This window comes from Exiguobacterium sp. s127, assembly GCF_018618695.1.
Lineage (GTDB): Bacteria > Bacillota > Bacilli > Exiguobacteriales > Exiguobacteriaceae > Exiguobacterium_A > Exiguobacterium_A oxidotolerans.
In genome coordinates this window covers 161,723-184,793 of the sequence record NZ_JACSMO010000002.1, presented here as the reverse complement: position 1 = coordinate 184,793, position 23,071 = coordinate 161,723, and the positions used below count along the sequence as shown (strand labels likewise).

Annotated in this window: 22 protein-coding genes and 1 tRNA gene; 7 read left to right on the top strand and 16 right to left on the bottom strand. The window is 44.8% G+C overall.

The annotated features are described in order from the left end of the window. Nucleotides 1-74, bottom strand: a tRNA-Met gene (locus KNP98_RS03980). A gap of 121 nt (nucleotides 75-195) precedes the next feature. Further along, a complete protein-coding gene (locus KNP98_RS03975) occupies nucleotides 196-1,836 on the bottom strand; it encodes a Na/Pi cotransporter family protein (RefSeq protein ID WP_088836579.1) in 1,641 nt (546 codons plus the stop codon). Between the two features lie 224 nt (nucleotides 1,837-2,060). Here KNP98_RS03975 and KNP98_RS03970 point away from each other — a divergent pair, with 224 nt between their 5' ends. The 4 genes from KNP98_RS03970 to KNP98_RS03955 all read left to right on the top strand — a co-directional run bounded on the left by KNP98_RS03970 (nucleotide 2,061) and on the right by KNP98_RS03955 (nucleotide 5,702). Beyond that, entirely contained in the window at nucleotides 2,061-2,534 is a 474-nt protein-coding gene (locus KNP98_RS03970) for a hypothetical protein (protein WP_088836578.1), read from the top strand. A 182-nt stretch (nucleotides 2,535-2,716) separates the two neighbouring features. Further along, on the top strand, nucleotides 2,717-3,826 hold the full coding sequence (gene ispG, locus KNP98_RS03965; protein ID WP_029332972.1) for a flavodoxin-dependent (E)-4-hydroxy-3-methylbut-2-enyl-diphosphate synthase: 1,110 nt from the start codon (nucleotides 2,717-2,719) through the stop codon (nucleotides 3,824-3,826). A gap of 93 nt (nucleotides 3,827-3,919) precedes the next feature. Beyond that, complete coding sequence (locus tag KNP98_RS03960) at nucleotides 3,920-4,498, top strand: 5' nucleotidase, NT5C type (RefSeq protein WP_235195212.1); 579 nt, start codon at nucleotides 3,920-3,922, stop codon at nucleotides 4,496-4,498. Nucleotides 4,499-4,625: 127 nt separating this feature from the next. Beyond that, the gene (locus KNP98_RS03955; protein ID WP_353048581.1) at nucleotides 4,626-5,702 is read left to right on the top strand and encodes a GGDEF domain-containing protein; all 1,077 of its coding nucleotides are present in this window, start codon (nucleotides 4,626-4,628) and stop codon (nucleotides 5,700-5,702) included. Here KNP98_RS03955 and KNP98_RS03950 read toward each other — a convergent pair. From KNP98_RS03950 to KNP98_RS03910, 9 genes are all read right to left on the bottom strand, one after another. Next, the gene (locus KNP98_RS03950) at nucleotides 5,651-7,558 is read right to left on the bottom strand and encodes an EAL domain-containing protein (RefSeq protein WP_214810729.1); all 1,908 of its coding nucleotides are present in this window, start codon (nucleotides 7,556-7,558) and stop codon (nucleotides 5,651-5,653) included. The two genes, KNP98_RS03955 and KNP98_RS03950, sit on opposite strands and share 52 nt — an antisense overlap. Before the next feature lie 159 nt (nucleotides 7,559-7,717). After that, complete coding sequence (locus tag KNP98_RS03945) at nucleotides 7,718-8,809, bottom strand: hypothetical protein (protein ID WP_214810727.1); 1,092 nt, start codon at nucleotides 8,807-8,809, stop codon at nucleotides 7,718-7,720. 12 nt (nucleotides 8,810-8,821) lie between these two features. Then, nucleotides 8,822-9,643: an ABC transporter permease gene (locus KNP98_RS03940; RefSeq protein ID WP_214810725.1), complete on the bottom strand. Its 822-nt coding sequence runs from the start codon at nucleotides 9,641-9,643 to the stop codon at nucleotides 8,822-8,824. After that, nucleotides 9,640-10,320 carry an ATP-binding cassette domain-containing protein gene (locus KNP98_RS03935; RefSeq protein ID WP_214810724.1) on the bottom strand — a complete coding sequence of 227 codons (681 nt, stop codon included), beginning with the start codon at nucleotides 10,318-10,320 and terminating at the stop codon, nucleotides 9,640-9,642. Before KNP98_RS03935 ends, KNP98_RS03940 begins: the two co-directional genes overlap by 4 nt. Continuing rightward, on the bottom strand, nucleotides 10,313-10,699 hold the full coding sequence (locus KNP98_RS03930) for a GntR family transcriptional regulator (RefSeq protein ID WP_088836572.1): 387 nt from the start codon (nucleotides 10,697-10,699) through the stop codon (nucleotides 10,313-10,315). Before KNP98_RS03930 ends, KNP98_RS03935 begins: the two co-directional genes overlap by 8 nt. 400 nt (nucleotides 10,700-11,099) lie before the next feature. Then, on the bottom strand, nucleotides 11,100-12,536 hold the full coding sequence (locus KNP98_RS03925; protein ID WP_214810809.1) for an NAD(P)H-hydrate dehydratase: 1,437 nt from the start codon (nucleotides 12,534-12,536) through the stop codon (nucleotides 11,100-11,102). A 185-nt stretch (nucleotides 12,537-12,721) separates the two neighbouring features. Continuing rightward, nucleotides 12,722-13,147, bottom strand: coding sequence for a Fur family transcriptional regulator (locus tag KNP98_RS03920; protein ID WP_029332963.1), 426 nt, complete (start codon nucleotides 13,145-13,147; stop codon nucleotides 12,722-12,724). Further along, complete coding sequence (locus KNP98_RS03915) at nucleotides 13,119-13,988, bottom strand: metal ABC transporter permease (protein WP_029332962.1); 870 nt, start codon at nucleotides 13,986-13,988, stop codon at nucleotides 13,119-13,121. The genes KNP98_RS03920 and KNP98_RS03915 overlap by 29 nt, the downstream gene beginning before the upstream one ends. Further along, on the bottom strand, nucleotides 13,985-14,752 hold the full coding sequence (locus KNP98_RS03910) for a metal ABC transporter ATP-binding protein (RefSeq protein ID WP_214769919.1): 768 nt from the start codon (nucleotides 14,750-14,752) through the stop codon (nucleotides 13,985-13,987). Before KNP98_RS03910 ends, KNP98_RS03915 begins: the two co-directional genes overlap by 4 nt. Before the next feature lie 217 nt (nucleotides 14,753-14,969). Here KNP98_RS03910 and KNP98_RS03905 point away from each other — a divergent pair, with 217 nt between their 5' ends. The 3 genes from KNP98_RS03905 to KNP98_RS03895 all read left to right on the top strand — a co-directional run bounded on the left by KNP98_RS03905 (nucleotide 14,970) and on the right by KNP98_RS03895 (nucleotide 18,913). Continuing rightward, complete coding sequence (locus tag KNP98_RS03905; RefSeq protein WP_214800976.1) at nucleotides 14,970-16,508, top strand: Ppx/GppA phosphatase family protein; 1,539 nt, start codon at nucleotides 14,970-14,972, stop codon at nucleotides 16,506-16,508. Further along, entirely contained in the window at nucleotides 16,505-18,664 is a 2,160-nt protein-coding gene (locus KNP98_RS03900) for an RNA degradosome polyphosphate kinase (protein ID WP_088836569.1), read from the top strand. The genes KNP98_RS03905 and KNP98_RS03900 overlap by 4 nt, the downstream gene beginning before the upstream one ends. Nucleotides 18,665-18,739: 75 nt before the next feature. Further along, complete coding sequence (locus KNP98_RS03895; protein ID WP_014969827.1) at nucleotides 18,740-18,913, top strand: XapX domain-containing protein; 174 nt, start codon at nucleotides 18,740-18,742, stop codon at nucleotides 18,911-18,913. Nucleotides 18,914-18,967: 54 nt separating this feature from the next. On the opposite strand, the gene KNP98_RS03890 is transcribed toward KNP98_RS03895, so the two are convergent. The 5 genes from KNP98_RS03890 to KNP98_RS03870 all read right to left on the bottom strand — a co-directional run bounded on the left by KNP98_RS03890 (nucleotide 18,968) and on the right by KNP98_RS03870 (nucleotide 23,038). Continuing rightward, nucleotides 18,968-19,150, bottom strand: coding sequence for a FeoB-associated Cys-rich membrane protein (locus KNP98_RS03890; RefSeq protein WP_088836568.1), 183 nt, complete (start codon nucleotides 19,148-19,150; stop codon nucleotides 18,968-18,970). A 16-nt stretch (nucleotides 19,151-19,166) separates the two neighbouring features. After that, on the bottom strand, nucleotides 19,167-21,143 hold the full coding sequence (gene feoB / locus KNP98_RS03885; RefSeq protein ID WP_214810723.1) for a ferrous iron transport protein B: 1,977 nt from the start codon (nucleotides 21,141-21,143) through the stop codon (nucleotides 19,167-19,169). Next, complete coding sequence (locus tag KNP98_RS03880) at nucleotides 21,140-21,376, bottom strand: FeoA family protein (protein ID WP_029332956.1); 237 nt, start codon at nucleotides 21,374-21,376, stop codon at nucleotides 21,140-21,142. Before KNP98_RS03880 ends, feoB begins: the two co-directional genes overlap by 4 nt. A gap of 128 nt (nucleotides 21,377-21,504) precedes the next feature. Continuing rightward, nucleotides 21,505-22,119 carry a hypothetical protein gene (locus tag KNP98_RS03875; protein ID WP_214810721.1) on the bottom strand — a complete coding sequence of 205 codons (615 nt, stop codon included), beginning with the start codon at nucleotides 22,117-22,119 and terminating at the stop codon, nucleotides 21,505-21,507. Nucleotides 22,120-22,138: 19 nt separating this feature from the next. Beyond that, nucleotides 22,139-23,038, bottom strand: coding sequence for a deoxyribonuclease IV (locus tag KNP98_RS03870; protein WP_088836565.1), 900 nt, complete (start codon nucleotides 23,036-23,038; stop codon nucleotides 22,139-22,141). Nucleotides 23,039-23,071: the final 33 nt, after the last annotated feature.

Below are 23,071 nucleotides of genomic sequence, written 5' to 3'. Positions count from 1 at the left end.
TAGCGGCGGAGGGAGTCGAACCCACGACCTCACGGGTATGAACCGTACGCTCTAGCCAGCTGAGCTACACCGCCATAATGAATTAAAACAACTACAATTAGATTAATGGAAAGCATCTAAAATGTCAATAAATTATTTCACAAAAATAAAGAGAGACTTCTTTACAGAAGTCCCTCCCGCTTATATTCATTTCATTCAAGCCGTTCCCGAACGTTGTTCGAGTACTAAATCTGTAATATTGACGGCGTGATCGCCAATCCGTTCGAGGTTCGATAACAGATCAACAAAAATCATACCCGCTTGACCTGTACACTCCCCGGCATTGACGCGTAAGACGTGGTGTTTACGGAATGAACGCTCGAGTGAATCGAGTTTCCCTTCTAATTCAAGGACTTGGCGTGCTAACGAAACATCATCACGTTCAACTGCTTTGATTGCCGTATCGACGATTTTTTGTGTTAGAACGTACATTTCATCCAACTCTTTTTTCGCTTTTGGCGTAAATTCAATCCGGTTGACGATTTGGAAGTCAACGAGTTCGATTACGTTTTCGACATGATCACCAATCCGTTCGAAGTCATTGACCGCATGCATTAAAAGCGAATGGTCATTCGATTCACGTTCAGAAAGATCGTTCGCCGCCACTTTGACAAGGTAGTTCGTGACTTCCGTGTTCAAATGGTTGATTGCATATTCAATCTGACCAGCGTCAGAAACATCTTTTTTATCATGGGATTGCGTGTAGCGATGTGCTTTACCGAGTGCTTCTTTCGAGAACTCACCCATCCGTAAGACTTCCATTTTTGCTTGGTTAAGCGCAAGTGAAGACGATTGATTCAAGATGTTTTGATCCAAATGACGTGGTTTTGAATCGACTGTCGTGTCTGTTCCCGGAACGACCTTTTTAACAAGCCATGCGATTTGTGCGATGAACCAACATTGAATCAATGTGTTGACGACATTGAACGTACCATGTGCAAAGGCAATTTGCATTTTCGGTTCAAGATTGAGTACACCTGTGATCCAAGCGATGAACGTCGAGAACAAAGGTAAGGCGACTAAGAAAATAATCGTACCGACGATATTGAAGATGACGTGTGCTGCTGCTGTCCGTTTTGCGGCAATCGATGCACCGAGTGCTGCGAGTACTGCCGTGATCGTTGTTCCGATATTATCCCCGAATAAAATCGGGAGGGCTGCTTTGATATCAATCATGCCACCAGAGTATAGCTCCTGCAAAATACCAATCGTCGCAGAGGACGACTGGACAAGGAACGTAAAGACCGTCCCGACGAACACACCGAGTAACGGATTATCTGACATCGAAATCGTCAGTTCACGGAACCACTCACTTGATTGAAGTGGTTTCATGCCGTCACCCATCAATGTCAAACCATAGAACAAGGCACCGAAACCGAAGAAGATTTGTCCGATGTATTGAATCCGTTCTTTATTGAAGAAGAAGATGAGAAACGCACCAAGCGCGATTGCAGGAAGGGCTGCTTCCTTGACGTTAAAGCCGATGATGAAGGCCGTGATCGTCGTTCCGATATTCGCCCCCATGACGACACCGATTGCTTGACGTAAATTCATCAGACCCGCGCTGACGAGTCCAACGACGATAACGGTCGTACCTGACGATGATTGAATCAAGACCGTGACGACAATACCGGCAAGAATTCCGAGTAACGGGTTCGATGTGTATTTGTCTAAAATGTAACGAAGTCGGTCCCCTGCTGTTTTTTGGAGCCCATCTCCCATATACTTAATACCGAATAGGAAAATACCGAGTCCACCAATAAAAGTGAAAATCATTTCCTGCAAATCATAATTCATCGTTTCATCTCCTCATATCTAAAAAAGTGGGATTGATTTTTTGTTAAGATTTTATTGTTTCAACCTCTCCTATTATGTAAAGGTCCGTTGAACTTGTAAATAGTTTTATCAACATTTGAATGTTAAGGTTTTATTAACCTGTACCAAAACAGAGAAAACCCTTTATTACAAGCGTTCCTAAACTCACTACACCACTGTTATGAAACAGAGAAAAGAGTGTTATCATGATTTTTTTAAGACAATTTATTAATTATTTACAAACCACCTTAGTTCCAAACCGATCTTTTTTAAAGACTCGCCTTGCCGATGTCTCCCTTTATTTTTGTGGATTAGCGTGGATTTCATTTTGGACGACAGTCATCGATAGTATATTTATCATCAAAACGGTTCCATTCATCGTCTGGTTTATGCTCCATTTCATTTTCGTCGCCATCGCGCTTTTACTGTTTCTTCTATTGATGTCGTATTTGAATCGTTGGTTGATTGATTGGATACTCAAAAGACCATGGGCGTACCGGCAAGTTTTTCCGTATACGGTTGCTGCTAACTTATGGAGCTTTCCAGTCGGTGTCCTCTGTTATCAGCTCGGATTCACAGCACTTGGGGTGACGCTCCTATTAGTCGGTCACTTCATTTATTCTTTACTGCCCGTTTTCTCAGCGCGGAAGCGAAAAAAAAATACTCGTCCAAAGTCGTGATTCTGCCTTACTTCTTCGTCTCAGCTCCGTCTACCGGCGGATTGACAGTTGCTTATTTCTATTAAAGAATTGTAAATGTTCGAATTTCGTTCTTGTTTCTCGATTTTTAGGGAATAGTTCGATATGATAGAGAAGGTAAACTTACACAATATGGCGCTATGCCACAAAAGGAGATTTTCGATATGCCGAAAATGGTCCATCGCTCTAAGACTCGTCCCGTTCGTGTTGGGGACCTTGTCATTGGTGGAAATAATGAAGTCATCATTCAAAGTATGACAACAACAAAAACACACGACGTCGAAGCGACTGTCGCTGAAATCTTACGACTTGAAGAAGCCGGATGCCAAATCGTCCGCGTTGCTTGTCCAGAAGAACGTGACGCACTTGCGCTCGCTGAAATCAAAAGCCGAATCAACATTCCGCTTGTCGTCGACATTCATTTCAACTATAAACTTGCGCTCATGGCAATCGAAGCAGGCGTCGACAAAATCCGGATCAACCCGGGTAACATCGGTCGTCGCGAAAAAGTTGAAGCGGTCGTCACAGCTGCAAAAGCTAAAAATATTCCAATCCGGATTGGTGTCAACGCTGGTTCACTCGAGAAACACATTCTTGAGAAATACGGATACCCAACAGCACGTGGTATGGTCGAAAGTGCCTTACACCACATTAAGATTCTTGAAGACCTTGACTTCCATGACATCATTGTTTCGCTTAAAGCATCTGACGTTCAGCTTGCGCTTGAAGCTTATCAGTTAGCATCTGAATCATTTGACTACCCACTTCATGTCGGTATTACAGAGTCAGGTCCTTTACGTACTGGTTCATTAAAATCCGCTGCTGGTCTTGGTGCGATTCTTTCACGCGGTATCGGGAACACGGTCCGTGTCTCACTATCAGCTGATCCGGTCGAAGAAGTGAAAGTCGCAAAAGAAGTCTTGAAATCATTTGGTCTCGCAGCAAACGCAGCAACATTGATTTCTTGCCCAACATGCGGTCGGATTGAAATCGACTTGATGGCGATTGCGGCAGAAATCGAGGATTATATCGATAAGATTCAAGTCAACATCAAAGTTGCTGTACTCGGCTGTGCCGTCAACGGTCCTGGTGAAGCACGTGAAGCGGATATCGGAATTGCCGGAGCACGTAACGAAGGGCTTCTGTTCCGCCACGGAGAAATTATCCGTAAAGTACCTGAAGCGACGATGGTCGAAGAATTGAAAAAAGAAATCGATGCAATCGTTCTTGAAAAAGAAGCTGAAAAAGAAGCGGCGAAAGCCAACCAAGTTTAATTGTTGAAGAGCCCTCTTTTTAATTGAAGAGGGTTCTTTTCATATCCGTTTTTCGACTATGTTATACTAATGACAGAAATTTAAGGAACGCAGGTGATCCAATTGAAAATCGGCATCGATATCGATGGGACGATTACGCACCCGTCTTCATGTTTTAACTATATGAACAAGTATTTAGGAACTTCGATTGACTTCGAAATGGCATCCGAATATGAATTGCATACGTATACGGATATGGGACAAATCGAGTTTTGGGAATTCATGGTCAAGTCTGGTCATGAGCTCGGTATTTATCGAGAATCTACGCCTCAGGCATTTGTCCAAAAACATTTATGGGAATTACGTCAACATTTTGATTTGCACTACGTAACGGCACGCTCAGAAATCGTTCGACCGGTTACGGAAGAATGGATTGCGCGCCATGAATTACCACTCGACTCGCTCATCATGACCGGGTCGCATGACAAGGTTCAAGTTGTACGTGATCTATCACTCGATTTATTCATGGAGGATCGATTAGAGAATGCGTTACAAATTGCGGAAGATACGTCAATTCCAGTTATTTTGTTCGATGCTCCTTACAATCGAAAAGCACTTCCAGAGAACATCATTCGTGTTTCTTCTTGGGATGAAGCCGTTCAAACGATTTATAAATTCGCTCCAATCCGTTAAAAAACAGCCTTATCCGGCTGTTTTTTTTCCATTTTTTATACATAATCCGTTTACGTTATCGTACAATTATCATGAATTCGTTACGTTTTGTCTCGAGTCATCTTCTATTAGCTGAAAGGATTTTTTTATGTTATCGACGTTGAATATTTTTTTCACGAACATATGCATTATATTTTTAATACTATCTGTCACATTTTATTTGATGCGAAATCGACTCCCGATCCAGTATGACTCCAAGCGTTCAACGCGCTTGTATTTTGGTTTAGCAAATGGTTTAACCGGCATTTTACTGATGCATAACTCCATCTCAATCAATGGATCATTGATTGATTTACGACTGCTGCCGCTCGCTCTATCCGCTCTATACGGGGGGCCAGTCAGCATTGTGACGACAGGAATTATTTTACTGCTGTATCGTGTCCTCATCAGTGGGGGTGAATCCGTTAGTGCCTTACAAAATTCTCTAGTGATGCTGACCGGATTTACCGTGCTTATCATCCTCTGTGCTCAACTCATCAAACATAAAGGGCGACTCTTCACTGTTATTGTGACGATAGCCTCTACCTTGGTTCTCTTACGCATGTTGCTCGGCCCTTCACAACCTCATGCATGGCAGACGATTTTTTTGCCGTATTTCTTAATCACAATTGGCGCCTCGATTCTTTTTTATCATCTTTCATATATGTTACAAGGACACTTCGTTCTTTACGCGTACCAGTCCTATTTGGCTTCGACCGATGAACTGACGCGCCTCGCGAACCGTCACGTTATCATGGAAAAAGTACAGGCTCTTGTAGAAGCGAAGGCACCTTGGGGTGTGATCATCTTCGATCTTGACCACTTTAAGTCAGTCAATGATCAATATGGTCATGCTGTCGGAGATGCTGTATTACGCCACTTCTCCGTTTTACTCACACAGGAGTGCCCGGATAGTATCACGGTCGGCCGCTATGGTGGCGAAGAGTTTATCGTCGTCATTCCGAATACATTTACGGTTTCACCGACGCGACTCGCAAGACAACTCGTTCAATCCGTCACCGATACACCGTTCGTCATGCAAGACCACGCCTTGACGATTACTGTTTCTGCCGGTGTCGCCTACGCGAAAAATCAGGCAGCCGGAATCGTTTTTAAACAAGCGGACACCGCGCTCTATGCTGCAAAAGACAACGGCCGTAACCAGTTCATGTTATACGATAAATAAGGAAGCATGGACTTAATCCATCGCTTCCTTATTTTGCTTTCTAATAAAAGAATGATATCTGTTAGCGAAACTGGTTTTGCAAAAAAGTAACCTTGAAAAAGATGAATCCCAATATCTTTCGCAATTTGAACTTCTTCTCCTGTCTCTACCCCTTCGACGATACACTCGACATTCATCGAACGTGTCAATTGGAAAATCGATTCAAGGATGGACTGGCGTTTTGCTGATTCTTCAATTTGTTCAATGAACTGTTTCGGTATTTTTAATTGGCGCAAAGGTAACAACCGTTCCAATACATGGTAAGAAGCATGACCTGTTCCAAAGTCATCTAACGACACTGGAAAATCAAGTGTTTTTATCCGCCGTAATGCCCGAAGAATCGGCTGGCTCTCAAAATCGAGCGACTGACTTTCCGTAATCTCGATTTTGATTTGTTGCGGTTTAAGCGAATACTTAAGTAGCATCCGTTCAATAAAGGGCATGAACGATTCGTTCGTCAATTGGCGTGGTGACACATTCACTGATACCGTAAAATTCTCTGGCACAAGACCGATCAATCGTTTTCTTGTCTTACAGCCTTCTTCAAAAATCCATTCGCCTAGACGAATGATTAAGTCACTTTTTTCAGCAATCGGGATGAAGACGGATGGTTGATTCGCTTTAGACAACTCCGTTTTCCAGCGAACGAGTGCTTCAAGTCCAACAAAGGTCTGTTGATTCGAATCGTACTGTAGCTGATAGACTAAATAAAAATCTCGATTGACTTCAGCAAGTGATAAGGCGCGCGCAGCTTCGACACGTAATGTTTGTTCACAGCGCCATGTTTGATCGATACACATGACTTTTTTATCATTTTGAACGGATTCTTGTAGCGCAGAATTCACTTGTTGAACTCGTTTCATCCAACTTTTTTGCAACGTATCGCCGTCATCAATTACGATATACAGATTGACATAAATTTGATGGAGGTCGATCTGATAGGGCGCAGACATTTTTTGACTAAGTAACTCCATCTCATCATGACAGGAAACACCTTCAGGTTTTTCCATGACGACAGCAAGCGTCCCTCCTTCAATCCGCACAAGTGCTAAGTAAGGTGGAAGTAATGATTGGAGTCGTTCGATACATTCAAACAAGACACGAGCTTGTATGTCTTCTCCAAAATAGCGTGCCAATTCATAATAATTCTCAAGGTGAATACCGATGAGCAGTAAATGTTGACGGTTAGCATCATCAAAAAAATCTTCTAATCCACGCATATTCAATAATTCTGTTTGCGGATCACGTTTTGCGGCCTCATCAAGTTGATTAGCAAGCGAGTGCAATTGACTTAAATTTCGTATATGTAAATGATTGATGATTAGCGCAATGCAAATTCCAATCGTAACCATCCCGAGCCGTGCGACATGATCTGAAGAGTCGATTTCCACCAGAGTCGTCGTTGTATTGAACATGATAAACAGATTCGTCGCTAGTACGACGACAATCGTATACCACATCACAATCCGGTTGTACGAGATCAAGGCAATCATTAAAAATAAAAAACAACTTGCCCAAGCTGTGACGGCAGCATATGGTAACAAATTAATCGAGATGATCGGCACAATCAGTAACATGATGGAGAGGAGATGCGATTGATATTTTGACGCGATATGACTTCGACTAATGATAAACGTCGTTATCCCGATCACTAAAAGCAGTATGATGATCGTTGATCGATTAAGATACGCATTTTGTAATACATCATCCGTCGTCCCTAAAAAAATCAAAGCTCCTGCTGTCATCATGAACAACGCAAAATTTCCCATCCAGTGTTGTTGTGCGATAGTGGTATCAGTCGTCGTGCTAAGCGGCATACGTCTCCTCCTTTCATTTCCGATTGTCATTGAGGTAGTCATTTTTTTATTCGACATCGCTTGATGATACTCCTGTCTTACGTTATGTGTCAATTTTTTACTTAAAAAGACATGTTCTTCTGTTTTTACACAGCTGAACATGTCTGATTTGATTTAATATCAAAAAAAGCTGGTGATGATGGCGCTTGACTTCACTTGATTTTTATCGCGAATCTGTCCGACATAGATGACGTCCCCTGACAAGATATCGACGACACGAATTTGATAATCAGACGCGTTCATCTTGGAGACGAAATAAAACTGGTTGTCTGCAAATGCTTCGTTAATCGATTCCATCTTTTTCTCCGCCGCTTCAAGCTTGATTGCATCCTTTGTCACTTGCTTCGTTGCAGTGTCATAGACGGTCCATTGCAGTTCGTTTGTTTCTTCATTTTCATTATAAGCGATCAATCGTTCCCCGTTGCCCATCGCAACGAAGGATTGATTCGTTTTATTTAACTTCTCGATTGGTCGGACGTGTTTCCCGTCATCTTCAAGATACGTTTCCTGAATTTCCGAATCGTTATTTTCATCAATGAATTGTTGCACATAGATGACGCGATCCGGCCCGGCCGTTAAGTAGTTTCTGAATTCGTTCTTTTTGATTGCCGGTGAAGCGAGCGGTACCAGCTTAATTTTTTTCTGTTGATAGTCCACTTGCATCAATTGAGTGGTCTCGTGATTTTTTCTGTACGCATCGACTTGGATATAAAGTGTCTTATCCATCCGGTCGATGACGCGTACGCTGCCTGTGCCATACCCCGTCTTGACGGTAGACGGAAACGGGAGTGTCATTTCCGTCAGCCGTTTCGTCTGTTTATCCCACATCTTTAATTCCAGTTCCTTTTCGGCCGTACGGATCCCGTACAGGTAGTCGTCATCTTCACTGAGCGTTTCATCTGCCCGTAAAAAATCCTTGGCGTCTGTTTTTAGAATCGGGTTAAACTCTCTGTTTCCAAGTATTCCTTCAAGATAATTGTCGCCATTTTTTTTGACTGTCCCATCTAACGATACATCGGAATAGACGTTTTTACCTTTCGCTGTCGACTGCAGAATCAGATGCAGTTTCGCAAGGTTCGTTCCCTTTACGTCTCCTGTTATGTGCTCGACAGTGTAGTCTGCCGTTTGAATTGTTGCCGTGTAACCGTAATAACTCGTCAAACTCACTAGACATATAACGAGTAACATTACTAAGTATTGAAAGCGTCGCATCATGTTCCCCCCTTAAACGGATAGTTTGTTTTGGACTAAGCGAATGCTTCTAAAGCCGACATAAAAGAAGCCGATTGATAATAAGACAAGATACAACGTCACGTATTCTACTCTTAACAATAAACCGGACAGTGGACCTTCTGTGATATACATCACGAGTCCGAATGGCAGGATTAAAATCATCGCTTCGGCTATCAGCTGGATCATCGCCCGTGATTTTCGGAACGACCGCTCAATCAGGACGATGAAAAACAACAGATTGATGACGGCACAGGACATCATCAATAAGATGAAGACATCCTCGATATTCATCGAATAAAACACTTGCAATAGACTCCCATCTTTAATCAGACCGGTCGGAAATTTATGTGATTCTGGTAACAACCAATCAAACAGACCGTAACTTGCGACAACCGTCAGCCACTGCAAACCGATTAAACTCACCGTCACGAGCAGGACCGTCGTCAGCTTCGCAAAGTAGATTGACACCCGACTGCCCGGTAAAAGTAAGAGTCGATAGATATGTTTTGATTCCCCAATCCATTCGCGGTACCAGATTTGCAAGGCGAGTACTAAGATATACGCGACACCAATCATCATGATGTAATCAAAAATCGAGGTCGCTGCCGCAAAAGAAAATTTTCCATACGAATTGACTGTTTCGAGTTCGGAGGCTTGGTTCATCCGCATGAACGTCTCGATGCTTCGTTCGTATAACATCGTCTTGACGACGACTGACAGTAGTTCGAGCGCGATTAATGCACCGACCACGATTAAATACAATTTACTGCTCCGTTTGATTTCTTCATTCGTTAACATCAAATACTTTTTCATCGCTGATACACCTCCCGCATCCGGTCTTGGACGGATTTCCCGTGAATTTCCCGCATTTCTTCCGTATCGTGTTCATCAATGATTTGTCCGTCCTGTAAAAAAATCACACGGTCAATCAAATGCTCGACTTCGACGATTTCATGCGTCGTCATCAAGATGCCGCGCCCTTCCATATAATGACTCGAAAAAATCCAGGCAATCTGTTCTTTCGTAAACAAATCAATCCCGGCAAACGGTTCGTCCAGCAACAGATACGGCCGATCGAGGGCAAAACCGAGTAATAAATTGACCTTTGCCTGATTTCCTTTTGAGAGCTCATTAATTTTATCCGTCGACAGCAGTTTGAACGTCGCCATCAATTCATCTGCCGTCTGCTCGTTCCAGTCCGGATAATAATCGTTCATGTATGTAAGCGTATCCCCGATGGTCATATAGCTCGGCATCGTCTGGACGTCCGGCACAAAAGCGATTTTTTCGCGCGACGTCGTCCCGTCGACGATGATACTGCCGGCGTCCATCGGAATCAGACCGACGATGCCTTTAAGAATCGTCGATTTCCCTTCCCCGTTTAAACCGATTAAACACGTTAACGTATCCGGTTTGACAGAAAACGATACACCGTTTAAGACGGGACGTTTTCGTCCAAAGCGTTTTTTTAGACCATGTACCTCAAGCATCGATTTTCCCCCGTTCTTTCGTTTCGTATAGGTGTTCGATTTTCATGACGACTTCATCAAGCGGGACTTGAATCGCCTGGATTGAATGCACAAACTGTTCGACTGCTTCATTTAACAATTCCGCCCGGACCTTCGAGACAACTTCCGGATCCATCGTAATTTTACTCGGGACATTTCGTTCAGTCGTAATCAAGTGTTGTTCCTCCATTTCCTTATATGCTTTTTGAGCAGTGTTCGGATTGATTCCTAGTTGAGCAGCGATTTCGCGTCGTGAAGGAATCTCCTGACCACGTTTCAACTCTTCCGTCGCGATTCGTTCTTTAAACCACCGGATGACTTGTAGGTAGACAGGACTCCGTTGATCGAATTGCATCGGCATGTTGCCACCTCCATCGTTATACTGTATTAAAACACTAATACACCTTATGACTGTATGATACTTGTAATACAGTCATAGGTCAATAAAAAAAATCACTTCTTTTTCGAAGTGATTTTAGGGTGTAAACAAACTTGAGGAGTCGGATGGGTATGAAGGCATGTCGCGCTTCCCTGTCTTGACTCGTCTTCAAAGCGGCAACATTCCGCTTTGGAATCGATTCAGACGGTACGCGCTCTAAATCTTTGCATGACTTGTCTTTCACTGCGTCACAGTTTGAAAGGCTTCGTTTTCGTTGACTCCTATGGGAAAAGTACGTTTTTGTCCACCTCGCTCGAGGAACGCAACGAAAAAGATAGACGCTTTTATCTCCCGCTATTACTTTGTCTACGCTAAGAAAAGGTTAGGTTCGTCGTGCCAATTCATCAATCAAATCCGTCGCAACGATACTACTTGGATGGATGCGTTGTTCGATCCGCTTAGAAGCCCGTGCATACCAAGCGACTCCCATGGCGATTAAATGCTCAACCGATCCTTGATCGTGGTAGTCACGTTGGGCGAGCAGACTGGTTATCAAGCCAAATAGCGTATCGCCGCTGCCGCCTTTTGCAAGTCCACTCGATGCCCCGGAAATGACGTATCCTCCCCCGTCCGGTTTAGCGACCAAAATGACATGCGATTTCAAAACAACCGTCACTTGATGGAGCATCGCATAGTCCGACGCTGCTCCAAATAAATCATCTTGAATGTCTGCGACCGCTTTGTTCGTCATTCGGGCAAACTCACCGATATGTGGGGTTACAACGATTGGGGCTCGCCGTTCTGGATAATCTTCGCGAATCAGTGCCGCCGCATCGAGGACAACGGGAATATCTTTAGTAAAAGCCAGTTCAATCCAGTCCGCTACTTTATCCGAAGTCAGTCCCGGTCCGATTCCGACAGCCGTCACTTGATCAAGCATCGCTTGAATCGTTTCCGTCGTCTGATTGAGCACCATCGCTTCCGGCGCGTTGATTAATAATCCAATTTTTGCTGAATCGACTGTTGCGACCTGTAACTTTCCGACACCGGTTCGTAAAGCCGCCCGCGCCGCGAGTTGAATCGAACCCGGCATCGTCTCGCTTCCGCCAATCAAAAGTGCCGTGCCATAGGTCCCTTTATGTCCATCGTGTTGCCGTTCAAACAAACTGTCGATCGGTTCCTCGAACAGTTCCCATTCCGCTGCGTTCGGTAATCCGATATCGACGAGCTCGACATCTCCATAAAACGGTGCGGTCTTCAGTAAAAAGGCGGACCGTTTATAGGCGTGGAGGCAAAACGTCTGCATCGCTTGAACCGCTTCCAAAGAAAAATCGGTTGCCGCATCAGACGGTACTCCGCTTGGTACATCGATCGCATAAACGATTGCTCCTTGCTGACGCTGTTCTTTCACCAAGTCAAAGGTTTTTTCCGTCACCTCATTGATTCGTTTCGGATCAAACCCTGTTCCGAAGAGCGCATCGATAATTACATCATATTGTCCACAAGGTGGCTCTGCGACGACACCAAATTTTTCAGCATACGTTTCATGGAGCCGTGCCGTCTCCGTCTTGGTTGGACCAAGCGGAGCTTGGACCGTCACGTCATAGTCTTCTCGAATCAGCTCACGGGCGATGACGTATCCATCCCCTCCATTGTTGCCTGTCCCACAAATGATTAAAATTCTGTCCGTCTTGGTATGCCGTTGCTTCATCTCGGCCGCGACATGTTGCCCGGCCCGTTCCATCAGCACTTCGACCGGCAACCCCGACGTCCGTGCCCATTCATCAATTTGTCTTGCTTCATTTGCATCATAGATCATTCCAATCACCTCTGTTCGTCCTATTCCCGTTTTCCACCGAACTATGCAACAAAGGCGGTCGATCCTGAAACCAAAAAAGGGATTGCCCACTTAAGTATGGCAATCCCTTTTTCTTGATTGTTTTGTTCAAAATCAACTTGTTCCCCTTCATCCTCATATGATCCTCTAGAAGAAGTTATTCTGAGTCAGACAGATTGGCAATCGGCACACCGACCATAGATTTCAAACTTATGATCTTCAACCTCAAAACCAGACGCTTTGATTGGTGACATTAATTCCATCGGGCACACGTTCAGCGTTTGCGTCTTTCCACAAGCGCGACAAATTAAATGATGATGATGTTGTCCCGACTGACAAGCAGCACGATATTTCATTTCACCGTCGAGTTCCGTCGTTTCTAAAATATTGATTTCCGCAAAGTCGTTTAAGTTACGGTAAATCGTATCGTAACTTAGCGACGGATGAGAGGTCCGTAATTCTTCCGCGATTTCTCGAGCACTGACATACCGGTTCGCTTCAAAGAGATACGCCAGTAAATCAAGCCGCTTCGGCGTTGCTTTAAATCCGGAAGCTTTCATTTGTTCACGCGCTTGTTCGATCTGTTTCTGCATGCGTTTTTCCTCCAATCCAAAACCGTTCCACTAACATCACGATGATGAGTTCAGCAACAGCAAGCATGACAATCATTCCGCCAGGTGCTAAATCGAATTGATAGGCAAGAATCAACCCGGCGACCGTCGCGACTTCACCAAAGATGATCGCAAACAAAATCGTCGTCTTGAAACTTTTTGCAAAACGAAGCGCCGCTGCGACGGGTAATGTGATTAAACTAGAGACGAGTAAAATGCCGACGACGCGCATACTGATTGCAATGACGAGCGCTACGACAATCATAAATAAGATATGCACAAGACGTAAACGAATACCCGAGACACGCGCCTGTTCTTCATCAAAGGATAAAAAAAGTAATTCCTTATAAAAAGCGATGACGAACAAGATAACGATTCCCGTCACGATTAAAATGGTATAGACATCCGTCAATGTGACAGCCGAGACCGTTCCGAACAAAAAGGACACTAAGTCCATTGAAAATCCATTCGCCAAGCTGATAAAAATTGCCCCAAGTCCCATCCCGGTCGCCATGATGATCGGAATCGCAAGTTCTTGAAAATGTTTATATTTCGCGCGCAACCAGTCAATCGTCAACGCCGCGATGACGGCCGTCACAATCCCTAAGTAAAGAGGGTTCAAACCGGATAAACTTGCGACCATTCCTGAAATCAACAGACTGAGTGCAATTCCAGCAAGTGTGACGTGAGACAAGGCATCGGCGATGAGACTCATCCGGCGTACGACGACGAACGACCCAATCAACGGGGCCGTAAACCCAATCAAGACTGCTGCGACGAGTGCGTACTGTAAAAATTTTAATGTCATAAAGGCTTCAATCACTGGACGCCCTCCCCTTCATGGATAAGCACGCGTCCCGGTACCGGGTAAAGCGAACGAATCGTCTGCTCATCAAGTTCCCAGTATTCCTTAATACCACAGTTGCAACCAAGACGTCCGTCCACGAGATGAATGACGTCCGTGACGAGCTTACTGACAAAATGAATATCATGGGTGACGAGGACAAACGTCCGCTTCTTATCACGTCGTAGTTCTTCTAAAATTTCATAAAATTCTTTGACATACCGCTGGTCGACACCGACTGTCGGTTCATCGAGAATCATCAAGTCCGGATCATTGACGAGTGCACGCGCGATAAAGACGCGTTGTTGTTGCCCCCCCGATAAATCACCGACCTTCGAGTCGCGCCGCTCCCACATACCGACTGTCTCAAGCGCCGTTTTCACTTTTTCACGATCGTGTTTCGTTACACGGCGAAATAACCCTTTTTTCGCGTACAGCCCCATTTCGACGACTTCAGCGACCGTCACAGGAAAACCGGAGTTAAACGAAGCCGCCTTTTGCGAGACATAACTGATCCGCCACCAGTCATTGAAATTCGACTGATTTTGTCCGAACAGGCGAATCGATCCTTTCGGGTTCAACAGCCCAAGCATACATTTAATTAACGTCGACTTCCCGGATCCATTTTCGCCAACAATGGCGAGAAATTGTCCTTGCTCAACTGTGAATGACACATTGTTCAATACACGGCGATCCGGGTAATCGTACGTTACTTGATTAATCTCAATAATCGGTTCATTCATTTGTCTTCACTCCTTCCGTTTTTTAAAACGGAATAATTACGTCTTATCAACTTTTCCATTATAGCCCCGCTCCCTGACTGACGCAACTGATGTAACTTTTTTAAACGTTATCGTTTTTTCAGTTAGTCACAAGGTACAATAAAGAAAGATACACTCCCGTTTCTCACCGTATCGTTTCGGGAACAGTTTACTATATGTGAAAGGAGTCGGGATATCTTTGAAAAACGAATTAGCAGTCATCGACATCGGATCGAACTCGATCCGTTACGTCATCTTCCACCCGATCGATTCAGGTCGCTACATCGAAAAAATTAACGTGAAGGTGGTCGCTCGACTATCCGCTCATATCGATCAAGACGGAGCACTCGATCAAGCGGGAATCGACATCTTATCTGACACACTCCAACGGTTTCATGAAATCGGTTTGACGCATAACGTCGAAGAAACGTTCTGCGTCGCGACAGCTGCCATTCGAAATGCCACGAATCGCCAGGAGATCGTTGAGACTGTTGACCAGACGACTCCATTTTCGATGCGTATCCTATCCGACGAGCAAGAAGCCTACTATGGCTATTTCGCCATCATTAACTCGACCTTCTTGACAGATGGTTATTCCGTCGATATCGGCGGCGGTTCGATGGAAGTGACGTTGATCGAAAATCGCGAGATGGTCGCCTATCACAGTTTTTCGTTCGGAGCCGTCACGTTGACACGCCAGTTCATCTCCGGTGAGACGATGACCTCAAGTGAACAAAAGAAATTGATTAAATTCTTAAAAGAGCAGTTCGCTGAAATTCCTTGGCTTAAAGAAAAAAAATTGCCGTTGATCGGTGTTGGTGGTTCTGCCCGAAACTTCGTCCGCATCCATCAGTCGACTCTCGATTATCCACTTCACGGGATCCATCAATATCAAGTCCGGACAAAAGAACTCGGAAAACTCGTTGACGAGCTTGAAGACAAGTCACCAAAACACCTTGGGAAAATTGAAGGGTTATCAAAAGATCGAGTCGATATCTTCCTACCTGCCCTGATTGCGATTCACGAACTCGCGTTACATATCGAGGCCGACCAATTCGTGATGAGTAACTATGGTTTGCGCGAAGGACTCGTCTATGAGTACGACTTACACGAAGGTAACCAACGCCGTGTTGAAAACGTCCGCGAAGAAAGTCTGTTTCAACTCGAAAGTGATTATAAAGTCAATCGCGATCGGATGAATTACCTCGGCACGCTCGCTAAATCACTATATCGTCAACTCGTCTCACTCGACATCATTCCGGAACGCGCCGCCGATTTACGATTACTTGATTCAGCGAGTCGTCTGCTTTACTGCGGACAGTATATCAATCCAGATACGCGGTCGAACCAGACCTTTTATTTATTGACGAATACGGACTTGAAAGGCATGACGCATAAAGATCGGCTTGCGCTCGCGCTCGTCAGCTCTTATTCATCGTCCAAACGGATGCAACAACTCTTGAAACCATTTAAAGATTGGTTTTCCGATAAATCAATCGAGCGGTTCGATTTGCTTGGATCACTTCTTAAGCTTGCCGATGCACTCGACGTGACGGAGCGTCGCGCCGTCGACAGTGTCGAACTGCACATTGAAAACGAGGCCCTGCTCCTGACGCTCGATACGGGTGATCATGATTATGGATTTGAAGTCGAAAAAGCCGAAAAACAAAAGAAACATCTCGAACGCGTCATCGACCAATCGATTGAACTGCAAACGAAAGGAAGTCTTACTTCATGAAATTCGATTCTCCAGACTACTTTAATAATCGCGAAATCAGTTGGCTCCAGTTTAATGAACGTGTGCTCGGAGAAGTCTTAGATACACGAAATCCGTTGATGGAACGATTGAAGTTTTTAGGAATCTTCAGCTCCAACTTGGACGAATTTTATATGGTACGTGTCGGTGGATTAAAGGATGAGGTCCTTGCCGGGTTCAACAAGCCGGAAAACAAACAGCAGTTGACGCCGAAGCAGCAACTGCGCGCAATTGCCGCGAAAACAAAAGAGCTCGTCGAACAGCAATATGAGGCATTCAAGGAAATTAGTACTGCTTTAAAGAAAGAGTCGATTTTCTTTTTAAAGCACGAGGAATTAAACGAAGTTCAGTCCGAATATGTGAAAGCGTTTTTCCGTGATCAAGTTTTCCCTGTACTGACACCGGTCGCAGTCGATGCCTATCGCCCCTTTCCGATGTTATCATCGAAGTCGCTCAATATCGCGACTGCACTCGAAGCAGAGGATGGTTCAAAGCGGAACTTAGCGCTCGTCCAAGTCCCTGCCGTCTTACCGCGTTTCGTCGATTTACCGGTCGACGATGAAGAGACGACGGCCGTCATCTTACTCGAAGATGTCATTATCTCCTTCATCGATTCGCTCTTTAAAGGTTATCGTGTCCTGTCTGCGATGCCATTTCGCATCACGCGAAATGCCGACCTCCCGTTTCATGAAGAAGGGACACATGACATTTTAAAACTGATTGAAAAGGAATTAAAAAAACGCCGGTGGGGGGTAGGGATTCGTCTCGAGATTCAAAAAAATGCCATCAATACAGAACTACTCAACATGTTGCGCGACGTGCTCGACTTACAAGATCGCGATATTTTCGCCGTCGACGGTCCAATCGATTTAACGTTCGCTTTCGCCTTTTATAGTCAAATCGGTGTCGAGTACGACCACTTGATCTATCAAACGATCATGCCAGTCGAACCACCTGCGCTCGAACAATCGAAAAACTTATTCGATCAGATTTTACAACGCGATTATTTGTTACATCACCCGTACCATACGTTCGATCCAATCGTCCGTCTGATTGGTCAGGCAGCTAATGATCCGAACGTACTCGCAATCAAACAAACGCTTTACCGTGTCTCAGGGGATTCCCCTATCATTAAAGCTTTAAAGACAGCCGTCGAAAATGGGAAACAGGTTACCGTTCTCGTCGAGCTGAAAGCCCGGTTTGACGAAGCGAAGAACATCGAGTGGGCAAAACAACTTGAAAAAGTCGGTGCTCACGTCATCTATGGGTATAGTGACTTAAAGACGCACTCAAAGATCACCTTGATCGTCCGCCTTCAAGAAGGACGAATTCAACGCTTCGTCCATCTCGGGACGGGGAATTATAACGATTCAACGGCGAAACTCTATACCGACATCGGTCTATTGACCGTCCGCGAACAATTAGCGGAAGATGCGACAAACTTCTTCAACTGGTTATCCGGATACGGGGAACAGCCGAAATGGAATGCGATCCACACGTCCCCTAATTCGATGCTTGAAAAATTCTTATCATTGATTGATGACGAAATCAAATTTCATAAAAAACATGGCAACGGTCGAATCGTCGCGAAGATGAACAGTTTGACGGAAAAAGAAATCATCACGAAGCTCTATCAAGCATCACGTGCCGGCGTCCGCATCGAACTGATTGTCCGTGGCGTCTGTTGTCTCCGTCCACAAATCAAAGGTGTTTCAGAAAACATCAGAGTCACGTCTGTCGTCGATCGATACTTGGAGCACTCACGAATCTTTTATTTCCACCATAACGGAGAAGAACTGATTTACTGTTCGAGTGCCGACTGGATGACACGAAATATGCGCAAACGCATTGAAATCTTATTCCCGATCATCGATGAAGATCATAAAGAGTATTTGAAGGATTGCCTCGCGATGACACTGGCGGACAATATCAAAGCACGGGAACAAGGGGCGGATGGAGAATACGCTTACGTCACGCGTGGTAAACAAGCATGTGAATCGCAAATCTTGATTCAACATTATACGAACGACAAATTAAAATCAAAACCATCATTCGAAAACCCACTCGAACACAAATGGATTGCCATTGAACGAAAGGAAGATAAAATCTCGTTCGAGCCACAATCACCTCAAAAATAAATGTTGTTTAACGTCAGACATCTTCATATAATGAAAGTGTAAGCGTTTTTTTATATGAAGAAAGGACTGGAACTCATGCTACAACAAATTTTATTATCACTACTTGCCGGCATCATTTGTGGTGTCGTCTTTACCGCTCTTAAATTACCAATCCCGGCACCACCTGTCTTCCCCGCAATCGTCGGAATTTTTGGTGTCTTCCTCGGAATGAAAGTATTTCTATTCGTTGCCGATCGTTGGCCGTTTTAATGAAACAAAAAAACGTTCGCCTCATCCCTTTTTTAGGACGAGACGAACGTTTTTTTATTTCTTCAATGCTTCGGCGATGACATGATCCCAGTTCACATCATCACAAGCTGTTTTACACGTTGGTTCTACTTCACACGTCGCACATTTTCCCTTTTTCGCCTTTTTCGTAAAACGAACTAAAGAATAACCTGCGTATCCAAAGATTATCAATCCAATCAAAATATCGACAAGATGCATGTAATTCCCTCCAAGCTTATGAAAAACCGAGTAGTAGCCCTGTTTGATAAATGACGAAGGAGACACCATAGGCGACGAACAATCCATAGAGACTTGCAACCCACGTCAGCTTCGCGCTTCCGACTTCACGTCGAATGACGGCGACGGTCGCGAGACACGGAACATACAGTAATACGAATGCCATGAAACTATAGGCACTGAGTGGCGTGAACTGCCCTGACAACTGACGACCGAGTTCTGATTCATTGACGGCATAGATGATTGCCATCGTTGAAACAACGACTTCCTTCGCCAAAAATCCGGTAATTAAGGCAGCACCTGCCTGCCATGTCCCAAAGCCGATTGGAACGAGGAGCATTGCAATCACTCCACCAATCATCGCGAGAAAACTATCATTCATATTGACATCGAATCCAGCTGGTCCCGTATAAGCGAGCAACCAAATGACGACTGATCCCCCAAAGATGAACGTACCGGCTTTTCGAACAAACCCTTTTCCTTTTTGCCATGTACTCCGCCATAACGTCAACCATTGCGGTACCCGGTATGGTGGTTGTTCGACCATGAAGAGACTTGTCGCATCTTCGGCCGCTAGGATTTTTGAAAATACTTTTGCCGCAATCAGCGCAAGTACGATTCCTAAAATATAAAGTGATAAGACAATCAATGCTTGATTACTCGCAAAAAAGCTACCGGCGAATACGGCATAAATCGGCAGTCGGGCCGAGCAAGACATGAACGGTGAGATGAAAATCGTCACAAGTCGTTCCCGCTCTTCTTCGACCGAACGTGCTGCCATGATACCAGGAACGTTACAGCCGAAGCCGATGATCATCGGAATAAAACTTTTCCCGTTCAAGCCAACCATTTGCATGAAACGGTCCATGACGATCGCGACGCGGGCCATGTACCCTGAATCTTCGAGAAACGAGATGAAGAAAAACAAGACGAAGATTTGCGGGACAAACACTAATACACCGCCGACCCCTGCAATGACGCCATCAATTAATAAATCTTGAATGAATCCAGATGCCCCGATTGCACTTAGTATCCATACAACACCTGTTGAGAGCGGTCCTTCGATGAAGGCCGATAAGAGGTCCGATAACGGAGAGCCGACCCAATTAAACGTGATATGAAATAATCCATACAATACGGCGAAAAAGATTGGTAACCCGAAAATCGGATGCGTAACGACTGCATCAATCCGGTCGGTCCACGATTTTTGATCCGTCTTTTCCTCGACGACAGCACTCGCTCGCATCGCGATTGCCCAGTTTCGGCGACACTCTGTAATGTGGGCATGAATGAAACGACCGAGTTGAGCTTCGAGTTGTTTTCGAATTTCGATAATTGAAGACGAACGTCGCTCCAGGTGTTCGACGAAAACACGATTCCCAGCCAAGTATTGAACAGCCATCCAGCGTTCGTTCAATTGCAGCAATGCTTGTTCCATAATTTCTGTAATCGCCTGTTCCGTTGCCTCTCCGTAGTCAATATGCAGTGGAGTAACGGCTTCTGTCTTGAGTGATGTTAATAAGACATCACAGCCGTCTCCAGTCCGAGCGACAATCGGAAATACTTCTACCCCAAGTGCCGTCGCGAGTGCCCTCGCATCAATCTGTGTTCCCCGATTAGTCGCGACGTCAATCATATTCAATCCAATTTGAAGTGGTTTTCCAATCTCAAGCAGCTGTGCCGTCAATTGCAAGTTCCGCTCTAACTGCGATGCATCGATGATATTAATCATGGCGTCGAATTGTTCTTCCATTAAAAAACGGGCGACGACCGCTTCATCGGCCGATAACGGGTCCAAATCGTAGACGCCGGGCAAATCGACTAGCTGTCCCCGCCCACCGTGTAATTTCCCGATTTTTTTATCAACCGTTACCCCCGACCAGTTGCCGACATGGGCATATGATCCGGTCAAGCGGTTAAATAATGACGTCTTCCCCGTGTTCGGGTTACCGAGTAAAGCAATCCGTTGCGTCATGGTGAATACACCTCAATCTTTTTTGCATCGCTGCGCCGAATCGCAATCATTTGATGATGATCTCTTTGTTCTATTGTCAAAGGACCTTGAAAGCTCGCCCGTCTCTTGACGACGACTGGACAACCTTCATAAAAACCAAGCGCGAGTAAGCGTCTTCGTAATCGATCCTCGATTTTATTTAAGTTGGTCATAACAACGGGTTTGTTGATTGGAATCGTTGCTAAATCAATCATTATGGTTCCCCCATCTGATACATTTTTCATTGATAACAATTATCATTGTTGATTATAACACGTTTTTCTATAATAAAAAAAAGCTGGTAGTGATTCGATGTGTGAACATCTTGTCACTATCAACTTTCTTACGGTTCATCTGAGGTTGCCGCAACATCGATTAAGGAATCAGATCTTTGATGGGCTAAACGATGGCATGAAGGACAGAGCGTCAGGAACTGATTGTTTTCCTGATGCCACTCTAAAATCGACTGGTTTGTTTGTCCACAATGTTCGCAAGCTTCCGCTAACTGACCGATATGATTCCGCTCATGAAATTTCTCCTGCCTGCGTTGCTTCGCTTCCTCAATCGTCGTAACGTCGGTTTCGAAATACCCGTACTGCCACGCTTCGATAAGGCGTTGACGAACACTCACCTGAACCATCCCCGATTCAACCTTCAAATCTGTCAGTGGTGTGCCAAGTAACGGATGATGTAAGTCGACGCTAATTAAATCAAGACACGCGTATGTCCGCTCGACTCCGTCTGCCTCTACTCGCCAGTGAGGATCAGATGGGCGTGTCGTATATTCACTGAACAACGTTTCCGCATAAGCGATTATCCCCATTTTTGTCGCTAAAAAAACTTCTTCACCCGCTTCTAAATCTGCTGGTAAATAAAAGGGTTCCTTCGTTTCATAATAATGAACGACCGCCTGCCGTAAAGCAAAATCTGATTCATCAACGACTAGTAGATGGCACACGTCCTTACACCTCTCTCGTTTAAATGGATGTTCCGATGAGCGGTAATCGCCACTCTGCATCAAAGTTCCCTGACCGCAACATCGCGATTTCTTCTTTATAGGGTGCCACTTTCTTTTTCGGATCAAGCCCGATATACGGTGTCTCTAAAATTTTTGGTAAATGAGCAAGCGCTTGATGATGGACGATCCGATGTAATGTGTCAAATCCAATTTCACCAAAACCGATGTTTTCATGACGGTCTTTTTTCGCACCACGGACGTTTTTCGAGTCATTAACGTGGATGACACCAAGGCGATCGAGACCGACGACCCGGTCAAACCGTTCGAGTACCCCGTCTAAATCGTGGACGATGTCATATCCTGCATCATGGACGTGACACGTATCGAGGCAAATCGACAAGCGGTCGTTGTGTGTGACCCCATCAATGATTTGTGCCAATTCTTCAAACGTCTTCCCGATTTCAGACCCTTTCCCTGCCATCGTTTCGAGTGCGATTTTTACTTTTTCATTTCCAGATAAGACTTCGTTCAATCCTTCGATGATTCGTTTAATTCCGATATCCTCACCGGCACCGACATGGGCACCAGGGTGTAAGACGATATGTTGCGCCTTTTCAAGTGCTTCCGCGCGTCGAATTTCTTCTGCCAAGAATGATACGGCTAATTCAAAGGTTTCCGGTTTCGTCGTATTGCCAAGATTGATGATATAAGGGGCATGGACGACAATCTCTTCAATCCCATTTGCCTCCATGTGCAATAATCCTTCTGCAATCCGTAATTCCTCAATCGGTTTTCTTCGTGTATTTTGAGGTGCTCCTGTATACACCATCATCGTTGTCGCGCCATATGACGCCGCTTCCTCACTTGCACCAAGTAACATCTTTTTCCCCGATAAGGAGACGTGTGAACCAATTTTCATCCTCTATTCCACCTTTCGCTCTACTTACAGTGT